The organism is Stenotrophomonas sp. YJH_SMC_65, from assembly GCF_059369475.1.
The window spans coordinates 177,998-200,807 of the sequence record NZ_JCAFSR010000004.1 but is presented as its reverse complement, the minus strand read 5'-3'; the positions used below and the strand labels follow the sequence as shown (position 1 = coordinate 200,807).

Sequence of the window (22,810 nt, the reverse complement as noted above, 5' to 3'; positions counted from 1 at the left end):
CTGACAGCGGGACGAGAGCGGCAGCGTCGGCGCGATGCGGCAGCGGATAGACGCTTCAAGCGCACACAGCAGGAGACTGCCAAGCGGGCGCGGGAAAAAGCAAGGCGCAGTCTCGAACGGCTTGCCGAAGACCTGCTGCGTAATCCACCTGCCGATGGCCCTGAGCTTGGAACAATGGCCCAGGCCAGACGCGCGGCTCGCGATCTAGTAAACGACACTATCGCCCACCTGAGTGGCCCTAGGTAGGATGTCGGAACCTCGGGAAATCCCAGGCTGGAGACCACATCGGAGCGGCGTATGAGTACCACCCGATATTTCATGAATCAGGAGGCGGAAGCTGCTTGGCGGAAGCTGACGGCATCTGCGGAGTATGCGCTGTGTTTGGAATCCCTGAAGGGAAAAGATCGCAGGCCCGGGATGTGGGCGGGGACGCTGGAGGATTGGATTGGCGGTGCTGTGATGCACGGTCTCGCAGAACTGGAGCCATTCGAAAAGATGACATCCAAACAGCGGCAGGAAGCCTCAAAGAGGATGGTCGTCCATTGCGAGGCTCTCAGGGAACTGCTCATACCGTTCTACGACGAGAAGAGTGGCCTAGATTGGCCCTTTCAGCCCGATCTGGACCTGGCTGCGCTCAACAGCGCGATCAACTACCAAGCTGCCCATCAGGGTGATTTCGAAGCTCTTGACGAAGATGAAAGAGAGGACTCGTTCAACCGAATTCGGTTCGCCATCTATCACGGGATCAAGATGGACCTAGGGCTTGTCTTTGATGCGATCCACAATGGCGCTCTTCGACTGGCTGAATTGGAAAGCGAGGTAAAGAAGCCGAACGACCCAAACGTAAGGAGGCTGCGCTTTATCCGGCGAGTGACTAGCAAGTTCATGAGGGAGTTTGGTACGCCACACAGAGCGCTGGTGCTCGCGCTAACCTCGGTGTTCTTTAGCACTGAGGACCTGGACGAGGCTGCTATTTCCAAGCTGGCTCCTGTCTCGAAGAGAGCGTAGGTCGGCGGCACTGAATCAGAATCGGAATTCCTGATTCTGATTCAGCTGAGCCAAATCCGTAAATTGCGGGTTTGACGGCATGTTTCATTAGGTCCCGCATCCATAAATTTCGACTCACCCGCCGCGCACAGCGGCCACACGGTGCAGTCAATGGATACGTATGGACATCGGGACTTCCGGCCCTTCATTCCGGAATGCGCGAAGGTAGGTATCGGCCGCTCTAAGGCTTATGAGCTGGCAAAGGCCGGTCTGCTTGAGACAGTCAGCATCGGCACACGTCGATTCGTCTACCTCGATAGCCTTTACACACTACCCGCACGGCTCGCTGCGGCCTCCACGGAGGTCGCAGCGTGAACGGGTTCAATTTTTCCTGCCTTAATCGGGAGCAGTCGGCTCTTCTGGATGCGGCTGGGTGGACGGCCGGCTGCGCTCGTCCAGCCCCTACGCGGCGCGCCGTCAGGGAGCTGGTAGAGCGTGGGCTCATTGAGGCTTACCCCGCCACGCATGAGGACGACCACGGATCGTACAAGGTGGTCGAGTACTACGTCCCGCAAGACGTTCAGCGCGCCTGGCAGACATTGAGCGCCTCCAGGGAACAGGAGATTGAGCCAGACGACCGGGAGGAGGCGCAGCTATGACGGAGCAGGCTATTGGTCAGCTTGTGCCACACGTGTCATCTGGCCTCCTTGTCAGTCTTTCCACCGGAAGGATCTTTGAGCCGGATGGATTAGAGGTAGGGATCCAGACTTCGGACACCTATGTGAGGGTGATACGTCGCCAGTCAGAAGCCCGTACCCCCGTGACCTGGTACGCGCACCGACTGGTTTGGGAAGCCGCTCACGGACCAATCCCTGAGGGCATGCAGATCGATCATCTCGACTCCAATGCGGGCAACAACGCGCTGTCCAATCTAGATTTGGTGACTCCCCAGGAGAACCGCGCCAGGCAGGCTAATAGGAGTCTGGCGCTGTACGGCTGTAGATCACCGTACTGCAAATTGTCGCCTGACCAAGTCAGCGCAATACGCGACAGCACGGATAGCATACCGTCAAAGGTTTGGGTCAAGCGACTCGGGATATCTCTTCGCACGGTGAACCAAGTTCGTAGCGGACAGACCTGGGCGCACCTGCCGGGGAAGCGCGCCGCGAAGGCACGTCGCAAGAAGCCCTAGTCGGGCTCATACCTATGCCCTTGGGGGGTGTATGCACAGCACAAGTGAGGACCGCGCGCAGCGGTCTCCAGAGGGCGGCGCCAGCTATGGTCTGGCGCAACCCAAGAAGAACACTGAAAGGCGACGGCAGAAGCTCGTAGGGCGGTCGAAGGGCGCGCCATTCCTGATGATTGAACACAGGATTTCTGACTCGCAAGAGTTCGGTCACCTGTCCGGTAATGCCGTCAAGCTGTTGCTGGAGCTGGCCCGCCAATACCGACCAGGCAAGAACGGCGATTTGAGCATCCCGTGGTCAATGCTCTCGAACCGTGGCTGGAGGAGTAAGGCGACGGTGCATGGCGCCAAGCTGGAGCTCCTTGCCGCAGGTTGGATCATCGAGACGCGCAAAGGCGGCAAGAACATGTGCAGCCTGTACGCGCTGACCTATTACGCCGTCGATGAGTCCGAAAAGCACCTTGAGCCACCGACCGTAACTCCACTGAACCTGTGGAGGAATCGCAATGGGTAGTCGCTATGTGGGCCAATGTGGTCGCTATGCAGGCCAATCCCGCTCTGAGTTGGCCCGTATAGAGACCTACGAGGTCGCAATGCAGGCCAGTCAGGCGGTTATCCACACCCCTTCGAGGTCGCTATGTGTACACCCTTCTAGATATATACCAAGCGGAGCGCGCTCTTCATTGCTTCCAGTGCTTCTGAAGCCTTGCTCTAGGGAGGGCGCCCCTTGAACGGTCGAGCACAGTTCAAAGCCGACCTAAAGCAGGTACGAGCGCCGGAAATTTCAGGGCTGTCAAAGCCCTGGCTGGAAGGATCGATTACCGTGGATCGAGCTTCCAAGGCCCTTGCCGCTGCTTTCGGTTGCGGCCCATGCATGTCATTGCCAGTGCAAGCTACTTGGGTTGAGGTTCTGCCTGATGAAGACGGCTCAGTTGATCCAGCGGGGCTAGCCATTCACACCAGGGGGCGCGTAGTTCAGGACGCTCGGGGATATCTGCCCAAAAGTACGCGGGCACGGACAGCCGCTCTACGCTCCTTCAGAGCTGAAGACCGGCAAGCAGCTGAGGACTTCGATGAAGTTGCGAACATGCGTGCGGACGCGTGCGCCACGCGTGTTCGACGCGTGCGGCGCTGGGAGAACCACCGTTTTGCGGGAGCTTTGGTCATCCCAACTGTGAGGCCGGTGAAGCCAGTTCTGCTGGCATTGTCCGATGCGTCGCTTGATGGCCCGCTTGAGGCATGGCTGATGGTCTACGCGGCACAGAGGATGGAGCTATGGCCCAAGGTTGAGCTCTATCTGACCGTAATGGGGCATACGGCCGAAGTGGCAAGGGCGGCGGCGGCCAAGCTTCTCGGCGTCGGGCGCAGCTACAAGGACGGCGCGCGCGGTTCCGGAGTTCGAGAGGCTACCTATCGGAAGCAAGTGTCGACCGTCGAAGCCATTCTCTGGGACTGGCTTGAACGGGCCAGCTATGCCCTGCTGGAGGAGCTCGGAGAGAGCACAGGATGGGATGTTGGCGTGGGAAGAATCTTGAACGTGACGGCGAGTGGCTAACCAGTGAACCCAGCCCTTTCCCCTAGGTTCTTCATCCCGAGCGAATTTGCCCGGGAGCGATTTACACCCGCCAAACGCCATAAGTAATAGGGGCTCTACTACCCAAGGGCGGGCTCCTGGGTGGCGTCATCTATTGGTGGCGCCGCCCACTCCCATCCGGCGTATGAGACGCCCCAGAAGCACAGGAAGCAAATGAACTCCTACATTCACAATTTCTTCGGCAGGGTCACGCCGAGATGGCAGGGCCTGTCCGAGAAGGACCAAGGCGCGGTTGCTCGCCAGAGCCTGCTATCCGCTGGACTTGCCATGCTCCGGCCGACCGGAGGCAACTTTGGCGCCGCATTGGCAAACGGCATTCAAGGTGGGCTTCTCTCAGCCAATCAAGGCGTGAGCGATGCCGAGAACGCCCGCTACAAGGACGAAATCCTCGCTCGGACTCGCCAGGGAATGCTGCGGAACGCGGCTATCGAAGAGGCTCAGCGAGGCGTGCTTAACCCTGACGGATCGCTCAATGAGGGCTCATGGAGTCAGTGGGCAAGTGTCGACCCCGTTGGCGCCCAGGAGTTCCGGCAGAAGGTGAGTCCGAAGGCGAAATGGGAGCCGGGCCAGATCGGCTATCGCGACCCGAAGACGGGTAAAGAGGGGCTGCTGGATGTCATCCGCAACACCGAAACCCAAGAGTACCGCGATCTCCAAGGCAACATCATCAGTGAAGGCCTACTTGGCTCAGGAGCCGCTGCACCGCAGTTGCCGAGTGCAGGTCTTCTGTCGCCGGATGCAGCGCGGCTGCAGATGTCCAGCCGGGGGCTACTGGGTTCCGACCTCATTCCAGGCTTGGAGCAGGCGGTGATGCAGGTTGAGTCGGGCGGCAACCCGGCTGCCGTGTCGAGCAAGGGCGCGGTAGGCACCATGCAGACGATGCCTGGCACGCTGCGCGACCCGGGATATGGTGTTGTGCCTGCCCGCGATCAGTCCCCGGCAGAGCAGGAGCGAGTCGGCAAGGACTACCTCGGGGCCATGCTGCGTCAGTACCCAGACCCGCGTGCCGCGCTGGCCGCATTCAACTGGGGTCCGGGTAACGTCGACAATGCCCTGCGCGCGGCGGGTGGCAATGTTGATGCCATGCTTGCATCTGCTCCTGCAGAAACGCGTGCCTACGTTCCGAAGGTGCTTGCGCAGGCAGGCCAGGCGAGGCCGACGGGAACTGCGGGTCTGGAAGTTGGTTTCAGACCTGATCGTTCGGCTCGTCAGGCGGAGCGCCAAGCTCCGTCTGGCTACCGCTTTAGTGCCGATGGCTCACAGCTAGAGGCTATCCCTGGCGGCCCCGCAGACCAAAAGAACAATCCTGCCCCGGGGGATCTCGCTCAGGCGGAGCAGGCGCTGCGGAAAGAGTTCATCGCTCAGATCAAGGTCCCTCAGACGGTGGTCAACTCTTACGAGCAGATCGCGCAGGCCGCGAAGAATCCGTCTGCACAGAACGATCTAGCTTTGATCTTTTCTTACATGCGCATGCTTGATCCCACTTCGGTGGTTCGTGAGGGCGAGTTCGCGAATGCTCAAAACGCTGCTGGCGTTCCGGACCGCATCCGCAACGAGTACAACAGGCTCCGAGATGGTCAGCGGCTGAACCCTGAGCAGCGAACTGGCTTTGTTAACTCCGCCAAGGGGCTGCACGACCAGGCAAAGTCTCAGATCGACGCCTATCGAGAGCAGTACTCGGGCTTGGCGCGGGAATACAACTACGCGCCCGAGCGTGTAGTGGGTAGGTCCACTGCATCTGGTGGTGCAGCAGCACGTGGGGCCTCCGCAGTTCCCCCAGCGGCGGTGGACTTCCTTCGGAAGAACCCCAACATGCGTGCCGCCTTCGAGCAGAAGTACGGTGTTAGCGCAGATGACTATCTGAGGTAGCCAATGGAAAGAAATCCATTTGATCAGTTTGATGCCCCATCGGGTGCTTCTTCGACCGGGCAGAACGTCTTTGACCAGTTCGACCAGCCCGATGAGATCGTGACGCTCCCTGCCGTACAGGCCGCCAAACCCGATTTCAGCGAGGTAGCGTCCAGCTGGGATAGCACCGCCGAGTTGCCAGGCAACGCCCTAGGTCGGTGGCTGGGCCAGTATGGCGGGCGCCAAGTCCTTCAAGGTGCTGGCGGCCTTCTCGGTGCCGTTGGCGGTGACGCTTTCAATCACTATGTCGTGGACCCGATTCGGCGCCGCCTGCACGAAACTACGGAAGAGGATGTCGCTACGGGGCGGGATAGCTTCGTTCCGACTGCCTCGTATCGCCAGGTCGGCGAGCAGATTGCAGATGAGTTGGGCATGCAGCGGCCCCAGACGAAGGCGCAGCGCATTGTTTCAGACATTGGCGAAGGGCTGACCGGGACAGCGCTCACCCTGGGCGCAGGCTCAGCGGCTAGCGGCGGCAGAGGGCTTGCTCAGGCTGCTGGCGAGTTCTTCGCTGCAAATCCTGTCCTGCAGACCGCTGCCACTGCGGCAGGCACAGGCGCAAGCTCAGCCGTTCGTGAGGCGGGTGGTGGTACTGGTGCACAGGTAGCCGCTGGGCTGGCTGGTGGCTTCGCTCCAGGCGTCGCCTCAGCGCTTCCCGGCATGCGTAGCGGCTTCGTTCCTCAGGCTGTCGCGGATGCTACCCGTGGAGCGCTAAGGGGCCGCAATGCTTCGGGTGAGCGCGTGACCGCCCAGGACGTGGAAAGGGCGATTTCCGATTTCGCGGCAGCAGGTACTTCACCGAGTGTGGGCCAGGCAACGGGTGGGCGATTTGCTCAGGCTACAGAGACCATGTTGGGCAACGTTGCTGGCGGCTCTGGTCCGATTGCGCGTCTTGCGCGCAACCAAGCTGACAACGCCAACGCGGCGATTGGTCACTATGCGGCGGAACTCTCTCCACGTGGCCGAGCCATGAGTCCGGAGCAGGCAGGACGTACCATCCTAGAGGGAATTGAGGGCAAGAGCGCTGCCGCCTTCGTGCCCAAGACAGCCAAAAGGGCGGAAGAGCTTTACGGTCGAGTCTCGAAGCAAATTGCACCGGATGCACGGGTGCCTGTGGAGAACACGCAGAGGGCGCTTGCCGATCTGAACGCCTCCATTGAAGGAGCCCCCAACGTTGCGCGCCTATTCCAGAACGCTCGCATTCGAGGAATCGGCGGTGCATTGGACGAGGATGTTGGCGGAATGGAGGCATCACTGCAGCGCCCTGATGTACAGCGGCAAGCAGAGCAGCTGAAACAGCAGCTTGAGGGGCAGGCGCAGCGGGCAGCTGCGGAGAACGCGCGCCTTCAGTCACTGGGGTTGCGTGGCTCGCTTCCCGTTCTGACGCCTCAGCAGATCGACGAGCAGGTGGTGACCGCTGTATCTGGAATGGCCGACAACCAACTGCCGTATCAGGCGCTTACCAAGCTTCGCACGCTGGTTGGGCGGGAGCTCGATAACTACTCCTTGGCTGACAGCGTTCCCCGGGACAAGTGGAAAACGCTCTATGGGGCACTTACGAAGGATATGGAGGCCGCCGCCACGACGCCCGAAGCGCGGCAGGCTTGGAGTCGGGCAAACGCCTACTACGCGGCGCGTAGCAATCGAATCGACGCCGTGGCGCATGTGGTGGATAAGAGCGGCGGACCGGAGGCTGTTTACAAGGCGGCGTTTGGCAACACCCGAGAGGGTGCGACCACGTTGCGAGCGGTGATGCAGTCGTTGCCAAAGGGCGCCCAGCGTGAAGTATCGGCGTCCTTCATTCGCCGCATGGGTCGGGCCACCGGCAGTCAGCAGAATGCGGACAGTGACGTCTTCAGTATGGAGACGTTCCTCACCAACTGGGCGAACATGAGCCCTGAGGCGAAGCGGGTGCTGTTTGACCGTCATGGCCTCGGTTTCCGGCAGGACATGGACAGGATCGCCAGGATGACGGATCGAATTCGGCAGGGAAGTTCGGTGTTCCGAAATCCATCAGGATCCGCTCGCCTGATCTCCTTGATAACTCAGTCGGCTGGTACTGCGAGCAGTGCCGGTAGCGCATTGGTGGCGGGTAGTCCGCTGCTGGCTGCAGGGATTGTTTCAGGCTCGATGGCGCTGGCTGGTGGCTTGAATGGATTGGCCCGCCTTATGACCAGCCCCGGCTTCGTTCGCTGGGTTGCGCAGAACGGCGAGAAGCCAGTTGGTGAGCTGATACCGCAAGCGCGTTTGCTGCGGGAAATTGCAGAGCGGGAAGACAACCCGGATCTGGATGCGTTTGCAGATCGGCTTGAGGCTACGAGGCCACAGCGAAGCCGGTAAAGGCGAGAACTACCAAGCCCGCCAGTAGAACGGGGACTGCGATCAGCAAGCTGGCAAAGGCAAGGCCGTATAGGCCGCCCTTCCGTCCATCAGAAACGCGGTCGCTTTCCAGCGGCTGCGGCAGGGGATAGCTCGTCTTTTTCCAGGCGTCCATTTCCCGTCCATCGGAGAGGTGTGGGGTCAGGATACACCTGGCCCCGCTGCTCAAACACTTAAGAAAATGAATGGGCCGGCAGGCGCCCAAGGAGTATGTAATGGCAGGTTCAAGAGTTCCGGCGTTCTTTGTAGGGGCGCGCAATCGCTTTGTTAACGGGGCGGTGCCGGGAAACGTCTTTGACGCACGTGGCAACTATATGGGCAACGGCGGCAGGGCGGCCATCGCCACCGGCCTCAAGTTGCTCGCAAACGCGTTTGTTCCCGGAACGGGTTTGCTGGTGGACCGAGGGCTATCCGGCTGGGTGAACCGAGGGGCTGACTACGGTATCGGTGGCCCAGTCATGGAGCAGGTTGATATCCCGGGTGCTCCCTCGTCGAGCCGAGCATTCACTGCGCCCACGCCTTCGCAGATGACAACGCAGAACCTCGGCCTGGGCGCCCAGCGTCCGGGCGGCAGCTGGTATGGCTACACAGGCGGAGCTGGTTCTATGGGGAGCTTCGGCAACACCCAGTTTGGCAATGGCATGGCAAGCATCGGCCAGTGGAACCCACAGAGCGTATGGGGCCAGCAGGTAGCGGCTCCGACTGGGTCGAACCTTGGTCTGGGCAACAACGTGGGCGGCTTCATTGGAGGCGGCTCAGGCGGCGGTAGCGGCCAAGCAACTGGAGGCGGCATGCCAGGCATCGTGGGCGGCCGATTCGCAGGCAGTAACCCCGTGGACTACAAGCGCAGCTTCATCACGACCAAGAAGGCTTAGGAGACCGGCCATGACTCCTCCCTTGTCACCCTCAGCGGTGAAGGGCATCGCTGCAGTGATGCTTCGAGCCAACGCGGGGCAACGTGTCTACCTAGGCGGTTTGGACGTCACCGAGATGGCCGCCAGGTTCCTCCAGCGACACGTCGAGGAGGTCGGTCTGGACGCAGCGGACAAGAGCTTCCGAAAGCATGGGCTCACATTGGTAACAACTGAAAACAATAGGTGAAGGCTATGGCGTTCAAGCCAGGGCAATCGGGCAACCCGAGTGGCCGGCCCAAAGTGGATTTTGAGGTTCGACAGCTGGCACGAGAGTACGGCCGGGAGGCCATTGAGAAGCTAGTGGCGATCATGCGGAGCGATAACCCTGCTCTGGCTAAGGCGGCCAGCGAGGCGCTACTGGACCGGGGCTATGGCAAGCCAGTCCAGTCAGTAGGGATAGACCCGGATTCGGAGCCGGTCCGAGCCATAACGGTGCAATTCGTACCCATGACAGCTGACAATGAGCCGGAGGGCGCTCGTGGCTGATGACCAAGAGGCAATCTCTACTTTAGAAGCGGATAGCTCCCTAGAGTCCTGGGACGGTGTGACGTACGAGGTCTTCGCTGCCGAGCGACAATGCCTGCCTGAGGATTTCGAGGGCCGGATGCAAGTGGCTGCCGCTGCAATTGGCGCCCCTTGGAGGGCGTACGACCTACATGACGGGCGATGCCCCGCCCTGAGCGGTGGCAACTGCCAATGCGGGCTGGTCAGCTACTTCAGCAATGGACGGTGGATCGCCGGAGTGGACATGTTCCATTCGATCCAGGACATCTTCCCACTGCACTAGCCCTACTTCCGAGTCTCCTTGCAGACGTACATGTCCCACTCCTTCTCGTACCGGCAGCCAACGCCGCACTCATAGCTCCCGAAGTCTTTCGACTTGTTATCGGATGCCAATTGCCTTAGTGCGCTAATCGAGGCCTGCTGGCATTGCTCGAAGGACGCGTAGTGGCCGTAGATCGCCTCGGAGGCGTCTTCTGCTGCTAAGGGCCTACCTGGGGGGTAGACGAAGGCCGTCCACGTCTCTGGCTGTCGGGCGCAGCCCCCCAGGAGGGCGAGGGCAGGCAGAGCGATGCAAACTAGTCTTGGCATGGTCGGTCCTTGACGTTTAGGCGGCAGCCTATCAGGCAACGTCATGCGAACGCATTGCGAACGCATTCTCTGAGCATGCTGGGCGCATGTATCCGGCCTCGGAGTCGTGTTATAGACGAGCCCGGGGCATGCTGAACTGATCTGGACCCATAGGTTTCTGGGACGGGCAGCTTGAAACGCGTTGGACTCTTAAGTCAAAAATTGCTGCTAAAGATTGCCTTTGGTAGGCCGATGAAATCTGCGGACTTTGAAAAGGATTTCAATTGTGAATAGCACTCCTGAGCAACGCGCCACGCAGCTGGTCATCCTCGCTGGACTCCTGAGTCAGGAGCATGCCCGTATCCTCGTCGGGCAGGAGGCGACGGATCACCGATATATTGAGCCCTGCTACCTCGCGGAACTATTGTTCCTCAACGAAGGTCTTGGTAATTCTGTTCTCGAATGGGCAATCCAAGAGCGCATCAACATTGAGCAGGGTGCGCCAAAGATCGACCCCGTGAAGAATGAGCTTCCCGCCGACATGGGCAAATCTACAGGGGATATTGAACAACCCACTGACCAAACGAAGCTCAATCTTCTTGCTCTTGTTCCGGACGTGGACCAGATCATTGCTGACACTGTGGGCGCAGCCGGCAGTAGCCAGGAGGAAGTGTTGGCTGCCGCCGAGACGGCTGATTCTACAGTCAAGATTAAGGTTAAGCTCTAAGGTCGGTTCTATCCCAAGCTCTGGCGACGCTAGCCCAAGCTGGTTTGACGACGATCGTCTGGGCGAGGCAAGCATTCTGTCCTTGCCGGACCTAAGTCTTCAGGGAGCTTGAGGCAGTGATGATCGAGTGGCGCCGCTCCCCGCGCCAGCCGAGCGACTATCCAGTGCGGACATAGCCGATCTGCTCGGTCAGAACTGTCAGCGATTGCTGGAAGGCTGCGGCGAAGAGGTCGCTGCTGTCGAGTCTGTGTTTGGCCGCAATACTTGGCAGAAGCAGATGCCAAGCATTGGAGAGATCGTTGGGTGCAGGGTGGCTCAGTACGCAGATTCGCAATGCGTACTCCATCGCCTTGAGGTAGCCACGGTGCATCTCGAGTTCGGCCTCGCAGGCTTGGAGGCGATCAAGTACTTCCGCGATTTCGGTCATCATGGCGGTCTCGACAGGCGGGGTAGGGAAGGCGATAGTCGGTGGACGTCTAGACGAGTTCGCTATGAGCATCCTCAACGTTCTGCTCACCCGTGACCACTTGGCCGTCGCGGTGGATACCCTGGCAGAGGATGCCCGAACAGGAGTGCATTCTGCTGGCGCGAAGCTGCTGCTGATCCCTCAGCACAACCTGGTGCTGGCAACGCGTGGTTCTACCCAGTTCTTCCTACGCATCTACGAGCTGGCGCTGCAGGCCAGCTTCCGTGCAGATTTTACGATGGAGCAGCTTTCTGCTGAGCTGGGACTAGTGGTAGATCAGCTATGGCCGAATTACGAGAAGGCGGCGGCAGAGGCAGGTCTGCCGCTTGAGCAACTCGACACCGAGTTGGTACTGGGCGGCTGGTCGCCGAAGAACGGGCGAATGATTGCCACGGCGTATGCCAAGAACGACAGTCAGCGCCCGGCCCGGGTCCAGCCGATCGGCGGCCAGCTGGCGTCGCCAGGCGAGCCGCTCCAGGCGGTGACGCCGAGCATGGCCCAGACCGATCTGATGGCCCATGCGCGCCTCCAGACCAGCTACCTTAATGAGCAGATGGGGCGGCAGGTTGCGGGCGGGCGACTGCTGGCTGGCTTCCTGCAGAAGGGACAGGCGGTGGTCAAGGATCTGGGGGCGATCTGACAATCGGGCGTGTGTTAGGCGAATCGGGCGTACATGCCTGGCGGGCAGCCCAGCTGCGCATGCCCAGGGTGCACAGGGCAAAGGCGAACTTGTTGACGGATCAGGCCTCGTTGGGGCAAGGCGGCATTGCAGCTCCAACAAGCGGTGGAGCTTGAACGGGACACTGACGGGTACGGGCGCGCCGCCGGCAGGGCGCGCAACGTCTCCGGGCAGCCGCCAGTGGCCACCACGTACCGCCAGCCGTGTGGCAGGCTTGGATATGCCCGAGGACCTTCCGTTTTAGCGAGTGGTTTCTCACGCATATGACGCTAAGGTCATCTATCCGGTTCGGGGGCAGCGCTTCCTTCTGTGGCTAGACTTCTGTGATCTACCCGCCAAGTTTTTGTGCTATTGGCAAGGAGTAGCGGAAAATTGTCTTCACATATTGCGTCGCAAGAAACTAACTCCACCAACTTCCATTCATCGTCGGATTTGAATTTTCTAGCGAAGATTGCTGACAGTTTTGTTGCGAATTCTTCTGCTGCCTTAGTCGGTGTTTCTAGCGGGTACACGACATAGACTGAGAGCTCGTATGGGTCGTCATTCGCCTTCCGCTCAGTCATGTGACCATCATCTAGATCAAAGAAAAGCGCGCGAATCCCTCCCCCGCTCTTCTTCGAAAGCTCATCAATCTTAGTCCTGACGCGATCCATCGCCATTTCAAAGGCGTCAGGAAACGCTGATCGACCATATCTGGAAGATAGCCATCTGCGCAATATCACCAATTGAATAGGGGAGAACTGGTATTTATGCAGCACTGCGTTCTGAAAGAAATTTTCCTTTTCCAGGCTTTCTTTACGACGCGCGTCGAAGTGAAAATTACTAGTGCTGTCGTTGTCGGCGCCACAGGAAAGCTCAAGGGTGCGCGGATTTTTCCCATATGTTTTGGAGCCGTCCGGAGATGCGGATACCGCAGGTATCCACTCAATCATCGGCTCAACAGATTTTTCAGCAGCTATGTCACAGTCATGGCTAATCAATACGCCCAGCTGACCGTCTAAGGTCGCAAGGGCTCCCTGCCACCAGCTTAGGTTCCTTCCGTTGCTCATGCTTATGGCTCAGGTCGGGTCGGTTTCATCCAGTCGGCGAAGGCTTCCTCGCGCTCTCTTCTCTGCCAAACGAGCAGCGATCAAATTTCGCTGTGCAGATCGCTCCCGCTGCGAGGTAAGGATAACTCCGATGAGGGCATCTGCAGGGGTGCCCGCAGCAAAGGCCTCCCAGAATGACTTTCCTCCGTGAACAGGAAGTGCCAGTGAACTCTTGGCTGGAATGCCCGCTTCAGACAGCAGACGGGCGGCCGTTGCCAATTGATCCAATTTGATCTGAACACCCCTAGCTGGCGCAGAATTATCCTTCATCCAGTTATAGATAGTTGTGCGCGAAACGCCCATGGCCCTCGCCAGGTTGGCGCTAGTGGTCTGGAGTCCCTCGGTGATAACTTGTATTTGGTCACGAATCGGTGCGGATGCCTCGCTTCGAATTTTGCTGGTCTTCTCTAGGTTTTCGACACGTTCTACCCCCGGGACAGAGTAGCCATGAGGATCAGTGCCTGCATAGAGACTTCCGCCGGTACCAGTCATCACCACGCCAGCGAAAATGGCTGCCGTTGCGCGAGACTTGGCTTTTGCACTGTATTTTATATGTGCCATTTTATTTCCAGTCCTCCAGCGCCTTTGGTGTCACTATGGATTTGAAAACTGCAGACAAGTCAGACTTTAGTGCTCTGAGGTGCGCTAGAATTTCAGTCGCATTAAATTCCCTGGCAAATCCGTTCTGCCCACCAAAAACGGCGTCTGAATCAATCATTGCGTGTACGCCGTCAATGCCTCGAAATCTCTCTGGAATTGCGGGGGCGATATGCACAAGATCGGCTGGATAGCAGAGTTGTGTGGATCTCGATAAAACTCTCGCCTTGATGCGCCTGTCTTGTCTATTCAGTAACGTTTCAGAGAACGTGTAATCCGCTTCCCATTCATCATCAAGCGTTTCAACGAGGCCAATAAATTCAGGGCGTATGTAAGCGTTGAGTTCGCCTTGTGGTGGCTTTACAGCATCCAGCAACCTCAAGCCGACACGCGTATATGAATCCGGCTCAAGTATTCTTGATGTGACTTCAATTGCTTTTGCGAAAGCGTTTTCAAATGCAGTCGCTGAATCAAATTCAACAGTTTGATACGCCATTGATTGTTCGCGAAGGACAATTGACTGTGTTGAATCCCGCGAAGCGAACACGTGGGCTATCGACTCCTTTGGGCTAATTTTGGGCTCAGCCACACCTGCTGGATCGGTCTTTACTTCGAATCCAGTCTGTATTGACGCTGAGTACCCCGGGAAGCCCTCCTTACGGAGTTGATCTTGGAGTTCAGGAATAAGAGTGTCGAGCTTGAGTATGGGGCTGTGAAGCACCTGCGCGACTGTGTAGAAGACGGGAGCCTTGGAGAGCTTGGCCATGTCAGATCCTCGGGGGTGACACCATTTTACACATAAGTTGACACTTTTTGTGGAATGGTGTTTACCGCTTTGTGAAGCTTTTAGCGGGCTGCTGATGGCCCGTAAGTATTTGAATGTAAATAATTTTATTCTGAGCGGTGTAGCTGGGATGGTGGGCGGCACCCCCGTGAACCTCTACCGCCGAAGCCCGGACTGCCGCCGACAGCTGAGCAACTGCAACAGGCTTGGCGCTTGGCCGAGGCTGGGACGAGTGGGCTGGAGCGGGTCAAGGAAGCGCTGGAGCCACGTCGGCGGCCTGCTGAAACGAAGTCCAGGCCAAAAGGTCCGGAAAAGGCTTGGATCAGGGCTAGCATGGCCCAGGCGTATTAGTGCGACTTCCGGCCAGCTACACCATGTACTTTCACTCCTTTCGATTTAAGCCCGAATTCTTGCTAGCTACCTTGGACTTCTTCGCTCCCAGCAGCTTTTCGAGTCGCTCATCAGCATCGTAGACGAGTGGGACCTTGATAGGGATTCTCGGGAAGACCGGCTTGGGCGGTGCTACGTACCGGGACTGTCGCCACCATTCTTCAAGGTCGTCGACATGAATCCGATCCGATTTGGCGCTCTGACCTAAGCGAGCTACTGCGAGCCGTCCAGCATCAATGGCTCTGCGTAGGGTTCTGGTTGAGCAGGCTGAAAGCTCTGCTGCCTGCATCAAGGTCAGCAGCTTGTTGCTCGATTCCATTGCAGCAGTTCCTTCTGATTCGCTGGACAGATTCTTGGTGGCTAGAACCTCAAAGTAGCCACGGCTGCGGCATCTCCATCCGAAGCCAGATGCGCGTAGTACTTCTCTGTAGTGGCGTAATCGGCATGTCCGGCCAAGATCTGCACCCGGCGAAGAGGCACCCCGGCCATGACCATGTGGGCGCAGAACGTGTGCCTTAGGCGGTGAAGACTCCCGCCAACACCCGCCGCCGTCGCGTCATCCTTGAACCAGTCGCTCACGGTGTCTTTGTGGACGCTCACCAGCGGGTCGGGAAGGGTGGCTAGAGCTGCGGCGGCGTGGGTGTTCAAAGGCACCTCTCGCCACTTTCCTGACTTTGTGCGTCCGTCGCCATCCTCGTCCGGATCGCTCTCGACCAGTAGGCGACCAGCTACCACGTTCTCGTGCCTCAGGTGCATCAGCTCGCCGCGCCGGATACCCGTGTGGGCCATGAATCGCCACAGATTCGCTCGGGCGGCATTGGCCGCATAGAGTTGCTGCATGGCATCGGCGGTATAAAACCGGACGGCAACGCTCCGCACCCCTCTTGGCGCCTGGATTCCCTCAAACGGGTTCGCATCCAGTTCCTTCCACTGCACCCCGCATCTCAGCGCGGCCTGCAGGCGCCGAACCTCCTTCCCCACCGTTTCAGGCGCCATCTTGTCCTTTACCAGGCGCTGGGTCTTGTAGGCCTCCAGCTCGATAGGCCGCAGTGTGTCGATGGGCCGATGCCCGAGACTCTTCAGGATGATCCGCAGCTCGCTCTTGGCCTTGCCGTGCGTGGTGGGATGCTCGGCCTTGTACCACTCCAGCCATACGCCAAGGAAGTCGCGGAGCAAGGGCGCCCGGGAGATGATCCGGACCCCGTGCCTTAGCTCCGCTTCGCGCGCTGATCGTATCTCCTCAGCTTCGCGAGGGCTGACACGACCGATGGATGGGCGGAATCTCTTCCCGCCATCGCGCCAGTTGCGGTAGGCGACCCCGTCCCGCCAGTAGATTGTGACCATTGCCATTATCCTTCGCCGTAAGGGAGGCATGGAGCAAACCTTGAGCGCCCGGCCTCCTGGCTCCGAGGACGTGCACTGGGGAAAGGACTCATTTACTACCGGAATTTCCGTCTCTCCTCTCGATAGCTGCTAAGGCGCCAGCAGGCATCTTCGCAAACAGCTCTTGCACCTTCTTTGGCTGGGCTATCCGATAGTCCACGATCATGTTGATCATGTCGAAGAGAGCAGCTACAAGCTCCGGAGAGTCTTGCAGGTCCATCTCACCAGGATGCACCGCGTTATTGCCCACGACTCTGCAATAATCCAGTGCTTGCTGAATCTGAGCTGGCAGTCCCTCTTTCACCAGTGCGCCGATGTCTGCATTGAGGTTCTGCCCCGACATACCAAGAGAGATCATTAGCTTCTGAACGGAAAGTCGGAGCAAGGCCCCTGCGCCTCTCGGTGAGACCATCGCAATAGCAGCTGCTTCGTTGAAGTCCTGCTTTACATCCTCAGGCATGTCTGGATGGGGTAGGGCGGCTATGCTGTTGGCCGGAAGCAGCATGCTTCCTTTAAGCTCGTTGATATCGGCGGTGCGCCACACGGCGATTTCGCCGCAGGCCGCACAAGTCGAGGTAGTCATCTGCGCACCTTCAGCTCTGGATCTTTCGTCGTCCCACCAGACCAGCCGTCTCCACATTTGTGAGGCATAGGCGTCGCAATAGGGGCAGTTAAATACCGGAGCGTGGAACGCTGGCGCAGCTCTAGGAGGCATGATCGATTCATTCCGTGCGATTGGTCGACAAATGGTAGCCTCGTCCCATTCAGTTGGGAGGGAATGGAGCCATCTCTAGTGTTCACTGAAAAGTGAGTCGAATTGCGAGTCGATTTATCTATGGGGTTCGATAAAGCTAATGTAAATCAATTACATGGAATTTGTATTCGGTTGCTGGTGGGCCACCATAAGAAGCAGGTGCTTGGGCGTCGGGCCCGATGCCTCTACCGCGTCGGCGGAAAGAACATCGGAAATAATTCTCGGACGCCGATAGGGTTCCACGGGATTTACTGCGCATCGACAGGCAATGGACACTTGTTGCCATGACAAGGAAGGCAGCAAGAAACGAATTGGTTGGTCCTCGCCGGCAGGTGCGCGGAGAGTACACGGAGGCGGCCACGCCGGCTGGCTCTATCGCCAGGACCATATCTCCATGGTAACGCTCGAAAGCGGCAAGATAATGGCCTACAGGGAGTACTGGGATCCTTACGTTGCGCTGAGAGACTTCGGGCTGGTCAGGCCCGGTGTTGCCGCTCGGTAGCCCTGAACAACACACGGCGTCGTGGCGTGATGCGTGCAGCGTGCCTTGGCAGCACCTGGATCAGCTTTCTGGAAGCTCGATCAGGAATCCCCTCCTTATGTAGTGCGGGATCTTCACGTACTCGGCCCTGACGCGTTCGGCGAACTCCGGATCCAGGTGCCAGTCACTCTTGTCCACCGCGAAATAGTTGACCCACTGCGCGGTAACGATTGGCCCTGGCCAATGACGGGCCAGTGTCATCAGATATCGACCCGCGGAACAGATTTTTCCGATGGCAATGACGCTCCGTCTCTCTTCGAGAGGCAGCATGCGCTCGGCAAGCTCGCGCGAGCGCCATACGTTCTCACCAGTGTTCATGGCGAACGGCTCGATGATGAGCACATGCTCTGGAATTCCCAACTCCATGAGGCGGGTAGCCATGGTTTCGGCTTCTGAATCGTGAAGACCTGCGGTCATGCCACCGGAAACGACTGCCTTCCGGAACATTCTCTTGTGCCACAGGGTGACTACTGCCTGGCAGAAATCCTCCACTCCGTGCCGAGTTCCGAAGATCAGTGCGAGATCTGAGCGTACTGCAGGGCGCTCCGGCATGACGTAGTCGCCTATGCGCTCGATGTCTTCCAGTTGCATGGCTGCTTCCCTCATGGTCAATTTGGCTGGCTTCTAAGTTGACCACTGGAGTATTACGGTCTGTGGGTTCTCGAATTGGTACGAAGACCCTCTTCGACGCGCAGGTCAGGGGGGCGGCCCACGATCTGGTGGTGCATCTCCTGGATACCCCGCATGACATTCGATCGCGTCCGCCAGCGCAATCGCGAGAAAGGCGCAACGTTCCCCATGGAGGTACCCGCTGCCTTCTTTGAGCTGGCGAGCGAGCATTGGGAACCGATGGACCCAACCGAATGCGAGATCTACGACGTCAGGCAATCACCTGGAATTCAAGGCCCCCTTCTGACTGACAGGGATACAAAGGCCCCAACGCCGCTGCACGCTCCTGATACATCAGGTAGCGCGTCATCGCCCCGCAGCCGCGATGCTGATTCATGGGAGGAGACGGCGGCAGCCGCGATGCGGCTGCCGCGCATGTGCTCGTCCTGCTGCTTGCAACTACTTCGGCATCAACACGGTGTCGATCACGTGGATCACGCCATTGGACTGGCCGACATCGGCAACGCTGATCCCCGCCTTGCCGCCCTTGGCATCGATGACCCACAGCTTGCCGTCATGCAGTGCGACGGTGAGGGATTCACCTTCAACGGTCTTCAGCGTCGCCTTGCCGCCGTGCTTCCTGGCATCGGCCATCAGTTGCGCTGAACTGTAATTGCCTGGCACCACGTGGTAGGTCAGGATCTTGGTCAGTTGTGCCTTGTTTTCAGGTTTCACCAGCGTATCGACCGTACCTGCGGGCAGCTTGCTGAAGGCTGCATTGGTGGGCGCGAAGACGGTGAAGGGGCCGGCGCCATTGAGGGTATCGACCAGGCCCGCTGCCTTGACCGCAGCGACCAGGGTCGTGTGGTCCTTGGAGTTGATGGCGTTCTGGACGATGGTCCTGGTGGGATACATCTCCGCTCCGCCGACCATCACGGTACTGGCGGCGAAGCTCATTGAAGTGGCTGAGACGAGTACGGCGAAGCTGACTGTGGCGGCTATCCGCTGAAGGGCTTTCACGGCGCGTTCCTCTATAGGATGCCCGCAAGGCGCGGGCATCCTACATACGCGCTGGCGCGGCCCTTGGATGCAGGCAGATGCATCAGTGCGCGTTGTCGCTTGAAACGTCGCAGCGTTGTAAAAGCCGAGTGAACGACTGCCCCTGCCGGCGGCTACGCAGTACGAACTGCGCGCCGCTCAGCGGCGCGGATGGCGGATGTCGGAAGCGCAGCCAGAAAGGCGCGCGTTGCTGATGGCCTGGCGGACACCACAGCCACGGCATGACAGCACGGTTCCACCGGCAACGTGTTCCATCTCATGCTCGTCCCACACGCTCGTCGATCCGCAGGCGGTGCAGGTGGCGACGATCTGCAGTGCGCGGGCCAGGTCGCCCTGCTCCCCAGCCTTGTAGGTGAGATCGGTGATCTGAAAAATGCCGGTATGACTCATGGGAATGCCGGGGGGTGCTTGTTGACGAACGATAGGGCCCACCGGGTATCGGTCGTGTCGGTGCTGTGTTGATGGATGGTTGAAGTGCAGGCTATTCGTCGCTGCGTCGATTGAGCTCTTCAAGCCGTGCGCGGCTGACTGACTGGTGATTGCCGCAGGTTGGGCAACTGAGGGCAGCCGCACCGTCGAGATCGACAAGGCCATGGTTGGGAATGGCCCTGAACTGCCAGGAACACTTGATGCAGGAGCAATCGATTCGGGTGACCTGCAGCAGGGTGCCGTCTGCCCGCGTCACTCCCTCGACGCTGATTACGTAGAACTGTCCGATGTCACGCATGAAGATGGACGAAATCCCTGAATCCGTAGGGCGCCATCATGCTGTTTTGTGGGCCATCTGGGACAAAGGTGGCTTGGTCGAATTCTGAAGAGTTAAGAATTCGAGTGACGGTGCGGACTCGCAGCGGGACAGGTAATCCAACGCCGCGCGAGTGAGAGTTGGATACGACGACGTGAGCGCCTTCCGCAAGGTGTTCCAGAGCATTGTCGGCATGTCCCCGTCCGCATGCCGGGATCATTTCCGTATCCGGCGGCGTGCACAGGGGGAAGGCCGACGTCGGGGGGCCGTGGTTGACGGGATGGTGTCGATCCATCGCCAGCATGCCGGTGTCACCGCGCGGGGTCGTCGACCACAGGCATGCTGGGCGTGCGGATGTTGATTCCGATCCCGACAGGAGATCGCATGATGCGCAGTGCTTGTGCGTTCTTCGTTCTGGCTGCATCGCAATGCGTTCGGGCATTCGCGTCCGACGCTGGCGAACCACCCAGGTCAAGACGCCGGCGCCGATCATCGATGGCCTGCAGTACAAGCGCGCCTTCAACCTGGCCGGGCCCTCACGGCCGAGGGTTACGGTGCCATCGAGTACCTGCATGCACAGGGCAAGGTGATCCACACGCTGGCGCCAGAGGCCGAACTTCGCCGCTAGCGGGTGCACACTCCGAATCGAGGCTTACCCGCGCCGACCGCGCCCGTCGATGCTGTAGCGCCCAGCCCCGTTGCAGGCCAGCAGCAGGAACCCACCGGCCAGCCCCAGGTTCTTCAGGAACATGATCTGCTGGGTCTGGTCGGCGAAGTTGTGGTGGAAGATGAAAGCGGTGACCAGGCTGAAGCCCACCAGCACGATCGACACCAGCCGGGTCTGGAAGCCGAGCAGGATGCACAGGCCACTGCCGATCTCGAAGGCGACCGTTGGCCACAGCAGGATGCCGGGCACGCCCATGGCTTCCATATAGGCCTGGGTGCCGCTGAGATCGCCGAGCTTGCCCAGCCCGGAGACCAGGAACAGCGCCATCAGCAGGATGCGCGCAAGCAGGTAGGCAAGCGAATGCGATGAGGTGCTCACAGGGATGTCCTCGGGGATGGCCGACGAAGGCGATCGGAGCCCACCCGCAGTGAAGCCCGTGTCTACGCGGGGGCAAGCCGCCTTGACAGGCGCCGCGCGGCAGTAGACCTTTCCAGCATGACGATCGATATTGAATCGCTCAGCCTGCGGGAGCTGGGCGCCTTGGTGGTTGCTGCTGAACAGCGGAAGCAGCTGATTTCCAACCGCCGTCCTGCCAGCGCGGTGCGGCGTATGCTGAAAGCCGCCGCAGCGGAAGCGGGATATACCCTCGAAGAACTCTTTGGCGATGAAGCCATCGAAGCGGCCGCACCCAGCCGGAAACCGGCACGGCGCAGAACCGGGAAAGTGGCCGCCAAATACCGAGACCCGGAATACAAGCGGCTGACCTGGTCCGGCCGCGGGCGCATGCCGCGTTGGCTCGCTTCCAGGATCCAGAAGGGCCACAAGGTCACCGACTTCCTGATTCCCGGGTTGGCGCGACCGACGGCGCGCAAGGGCAGCCCGATCGGCAAGCGCACGGTCTTCAAGAAGGATTGAACCTGCCACGCTGCTACCCTGCCGGGGTCTTTGAACGAAGGAGCGCGGGATGGCACACGATGCAGGCAGGACGATCACGCCCACGATGCTGTATATCGCCGCGGCCGCGGCCGTGCTGGTCAGCCTGCTGGCCTGGGCGGTGGAATGGAGCGGGATGGCCTATGTCTGCCCATATTGCCGCGTGCAGCGCACGGTCATCGGCGTGCTGGGCCTGCTGACGCTGTTCGCGCGCCCGGGCGGCATCGTGGTGCCCTGGCTGTCGTACAGCGCGGGCGCCTTCGCGTTCGTGGTGGCGGCGATGCAGCACTTCAACGGTTGGAAGCGCATTTCCGCCGGCGACTTCAGTTTCAACGAACAGTGGTACATCGATCCGTGGCTGCTGTCGGGCTGCGCGATGCTGGTCCTGGTGGCGCAGCTGATGCTGGTGCAGGCCGCCTGCCGGCGCAGGTTGCACTGACAGTGTCGTCGCTGAGGGAGAAGTGCCGGGTATGGCAAGCGCTCTCAATCCTTCAAAGTGGTAGTGACATCGCGTGTGGCGCGCGATGCTCATGAAGTATGCCGTCGCACAGGATCCTCTACATACTGAATCCATCGGGCAACATGGCACGAAAGTTCAGCGTCATGCGTGATCGTGAAGGCGGCATCCGTTGCGACAAAATGGAACCCGGCGCGATGGATTGCGAACCCTTCGTCATCATCGACGAGCTCCCGGTCGAGCAACCGGCGATCAACTATCTTCAGTTCAAGCGCATAGTCGCTCAATCGGTGATCAGCCTGTCTGAGCCCGGCTACCCGACCAATGTGTACGATGACATCCAGAATCCGCAGAGAAGGGATGCGGTCAGCCAGCATCTGGGGCAGCGTTTCGAGACTTACATCTACCTGGCTTCCGGCGCGTACTCGCTTGGCATCGATGTCTGGGCGCCGCAGAAGATCCGCTATGCTGACGGGTCTACCGCTTCCTACAACTACAGCATGATCAACCGTCGCTGGGAGCCCAACGCCCTCCTTTACAAGGACAGGTTCGGTAACTCCATTCCGCTTAGCGTTACACAGTTGAGCGAGGGGCGAGGCGGCGTTACGCATCGCTTCGAATTCCCGAATGGGAATGCCACCGATATGGGAAGCTTCGTCAATGCGCTCAACAACATCGGTGTCCCGGTGACGGGGGCGGGCAATCAGTCTGTCACCTGCACCAGCACGATCAGGCTCACCGAGGTCAAGGTGACCTGCAACCGGAACTGATGAGGAATAGATCGATGCGAGTTTCACCAGGCCTGGGTTCCACGGTCATATTCGGTACTTCCTTTGTGGGAGCACTGCTATGCGGGTTCGTGTTTCCATCCATGTCGGCAGGTTCCCCGGAG

At 59.4% G+C, this 22,810-nt stretch carries 24 protein-coding genes; 13 read left to right on the top strand and 11 right to left on the bottom strand.

What is annotated here, in order from left to right:
• The first annotated feature begins 297 nt into the window (after positions 1-297).
• The 9 genes from AC5P7A_RS09020 (at position 298) to AC5P7A_RS08980 (ending at position 10,766) form a co-directional block, all read left to right on the top strand.
• On the top strand, positions 298-1,008 hold the full coding sequence (locus tag AC5P7A_RS09020; protein ID WP_133050277.1) for a hypothetical protein: 711 nt from the start codon (positions 298-300) through the stop codon (positions 1,006-1,008).
• A 634-nt stretch (positions 1,009-1,642) separates the two neighbouring features.
• Positions 1,643-2,179, top strand: coding sequence for an HNH endonuclease signature motif containing protein (locus tag AC5P7A_RS09015; RefSeq protein ID WP_495220063.1), 537 nt, complete (start codon positions 1,643-1,645; stop codon positions 2,177-2,179).
• A gap of 31 nt (positions 2,180-2,210) precedes the next feature.
• Positions 2,211-2,687 (top strand): hypothetical protein, encoded by a 477-nt coding sequence (locus AC5P7A_RS09010; protein WP_495220062.1) that lies wholly within the window; start codon positions 2,211-2,213, stop codon positions 2,685-2,687.
• A gap of 573 nt (positions 2,688-3,260) precedes the next feature.
• A complete protein-coding gene (locus tag AC5P7A_RS09005) occupies positions 3,261-3,728 on the top strand; it encodes a hypothetical protein (RefSeq protein WP_495220061.1) in 468 nt (155 codons plus the stop codon).
• A 192-nt stretch (positions 3,729-3,920) separates the two neighbouring features.
• Positions 3,921-5,636: a lytic transglycosylase domain-containing protein gene (locus tag AC5P7A_RS09000; protein WP_495220060.1), complete on the top strand. Its 1,716-nt coding sequence runs from the start codon at positions 3,921-3,923 to the stop codon at positions 5,634-5,636.
• Between the two features lie 3 nt (positions 5,637-5,639).
• Positions 5,640-8,015, top strand: coding sequence for a hypothetical protein (locus tag AC5P7A_RS08995; protein ID WP_495220059.1), 2,376 nt, complete (start codon positions 5,640-5,642; stop codon positions 8,013-8,015).
• Positions 8,016-8,269: 254 nt separating this feature from the next.
• Entirely contained in the window at positions 8,270-8,929 is a 660-nt protein-coding gene (locus tag AC5P7A_RS08990) for a hypothetical protein (protein ID WP_495220058.1), read from the top strand.
• A gap of 231 nt (positions 8,930-9,160) precedes the next feature.
• Positions 9,161-9,454 (top strand): DUF5681 domain-containing protein, encoded by a 294-nt coding sequence (locus tag AC5P7A_RS08985; protein WP_495220057.1) that lies wholly within the window; start codon positions 9,161-9,163, stop codon positions 9,452-9,454.
• 871 nt (positions 9,455-10,325) lie between these two features.
• Positions 10,326-10,766 carry a hypothetical protein gene (locus AC5P7A_RS08980; RefSeq protein ID WP_495220056.1) on the top strand — a complete coding sequence of 147 codons (441 nt, stop codon included), beginning with the start codon at positions 10,326-10,328 and terminating at the stop codon, positions 10,764-10,766.
• A 157-nt stretch (positions 10,767-10,923) separates the two neighbouring features.
• Here the strand turns inward: AC5P7A_RS08980 and AC5P7A_RS08975 are convergent, their stop codons facing one another.
• Entirely contained in the window at positions 10,924-11,196 is a 273-nt protein-coding gene (locus tag AC5P7A_RS08975; protein ID WP_495220055.1) for a hypothetical protein, read from the bottom strand.
• Between the two features lie 61 nt (positions 11,197-11,257).
• Here AC5P7A_RS08975 and AC5P7A_RS08970 point away from each other — a divergent pair, with 61 nt between their 5' ends.
• Positions 11,258-11,872: a hypothetical protein gene (locus tag AC5P7A_RS08970; protein WP_495220054.1), complete on the top strand. Its 615-nt coding sequence runs from the start codon at positions 11,258-11,260 to the stop codon at positions 11,870-11,872.
• A gap of 314 nt (positions 11,873-12,186) precedes the next feature.
• Here AC5P7A_RS08970 and AC5P7A_RS08965 read toward each other — a convergent pair whose 3' ends face one another.
• From AC5P7A_RS08965 to AC5P7A_RS08920, 10 genes are all read right to left on the bottom strand, one after another.
• Entirely contained in the window at positions 12,187-12,960 is a 774-nt protein-coding gene (locus AC5P7A_RS08965; protein WP_495220053.1) for a hypothetical protein, read from the bottom strand.
• Between the two features lie 9 nt (positions 12,961-12,969).
• Positions 12,970-13,560: a hypothetical protein gene (locus AC5P7A_RS08960; RefSeq protein WP_495220052.1), complete on the bottom strand. Its 591-nt coding sequence runs from the start codon at positions 13,558-13,560 to the stop codon at positions 12,970-12,972.
• Between the two features lies 1 nt (position 13,561).
• On the bottom strand, positions 13,562-14,362 hold the full coding sequence (locus AC5P7A_RS08955; RefSeq protein ID WP_495220051.1) for a TIGR04255 family protein: 801 nt from the start codon (positions 14,360-14,362) through the stop codon (positions 13,562-13,564).
• Between the two features lie 400 nt (positions 14,363-14,762).
• Positions 14,763-15,089: a helix-turn-helix domain-containing protein gene (locus AC5P7A_RS08950; RefSeq protein WP_495220050.1), complete on the bottom strand. Its 327-nt coding sequence runs from the start codon at positions 15,087-15,089 to the stop codon at positions 14,763-14,765.
• Between the two features lie 41 nt (positions 15,090-15,130).
• Positions 15,131-16,114: a tyrosine-type recombinase/integrase gene (locus tag AC5P7A_RS08945; RefSeq protein ID WP_495220049.1), complete on the bottom strand. Its 984-nt coding sequence runs from the start codon at positions 16,112-16,114 to the stop codon at positions 15,131-15,133.
• Positions 16,115-16,202: 88 nt separating this feature from the next.
• Positions 16,203-16,736, bottom strand: coding sequence for a DUF4145 domain-containing protein (locus AC5P7A_RS08940; protein ID WP_495220048.1), 534 nt, complete (start codon positions 16,734-16,736; stop codon positions 16,203-16,205).
• 733 nt (positions 16,737-17,469) lie between these two features.
• Positions 17,470-18,039 carry a YdcF family protein gene (locus AC5P7A_RS08935; protein WP_495220047.1) on the bottom strand — a complete coding sequence of 190 codons (570 nt, stop codon included), beginning with the start codon at positions 18,037-18,039 and terminating at the stop codon, positions 17,470-17,472.
• Between the two features lie 477 nt (positions 18,040-18,516).
• Complete coding sequence (locus AC5P7A_RS08930) at positions 18,517-19,077, bottom strand: fasciclin domain-containing protein (RefSeq protein ID WP_111206688.1); 561 nt, start codon at positions 19,075-19,077, stop codon at positions 18,517-18,519.
• Positions 19,078-19,254: 177 nt separating this feature from the next.
• Positions 19,255-19,506 carry a hypothetical protein gene (locus AC5P7A_RS08925; protein ID WP_014648542.1) on the bottom strand — a complete coding sequence of 84 codons (252 nt, stop codon included), beginning with the start codon at positions 19,504-19,506 and terminating at the stop codon, positions 19,255-19,257.
• A 1,007-nt stretch (positions 19,507-20,513) separates the two neighbouring features.
• The gene (locus AC5P7A_RS08920) at positions 20,514-20,906 is read right to left on the bottom strand and encodes a DoxX family protein (protein WP_180835858.1); all 393 of its coding nucleotides are present in this window, start codon (positions 20,904-20,906) and stop codon (positions 20,514-20,516) included.
• A gap of 117 nt (positions 20,907-21,023) precedes the next feature.
• Between AC5P7A_RS08920 and AC5P7A_RS08915 the strand changes: the two genes are divergently transcribed.
• The 3 genes from AC5P7A_RS08915 (at position 21,024) to AC5P7A_RS08905 (ending at position 22,688) form a co-directional block, all read left to right on the top strand.
• Positions 21,024-21,443 (top strand): H-NS histone family protein, encoded by a 420-nt coding sequence (locus tag AC5P7A_RS08915; protein ID WP_032958325.1) that lies wholly within the window; start codon positions 21,024-21,026, stop codon positions 21,441-21,443.
• A gap of 49 nt (positions 21,444-21,492) precedes the next feature.
• On the top strand, positions 21,493-21,900 hold the full coding sequence (locus tag AC5P7A_RS08910; protein ID WP_049404777.1) for a hypothetical protein: 408 nt from the start codon (positions 21,493-21,495) through the stop codon (positions 21,898-21,900).
• Positions 21,901-22,064: 164 nt separating this feature from the next.
• Positions 22,065-22,688: a hypothetical protein gene (locus AC5P7A_RS08905; protein ID WP_227864596.1), complete on the top strand. Its 624-nt coding sequence runs from the start codon at positions 22,065-22,067 to the stop codon at positions 22,686-22,688.
• Positions 22,689-22,810: the final 122 nt, after the last annotated feature.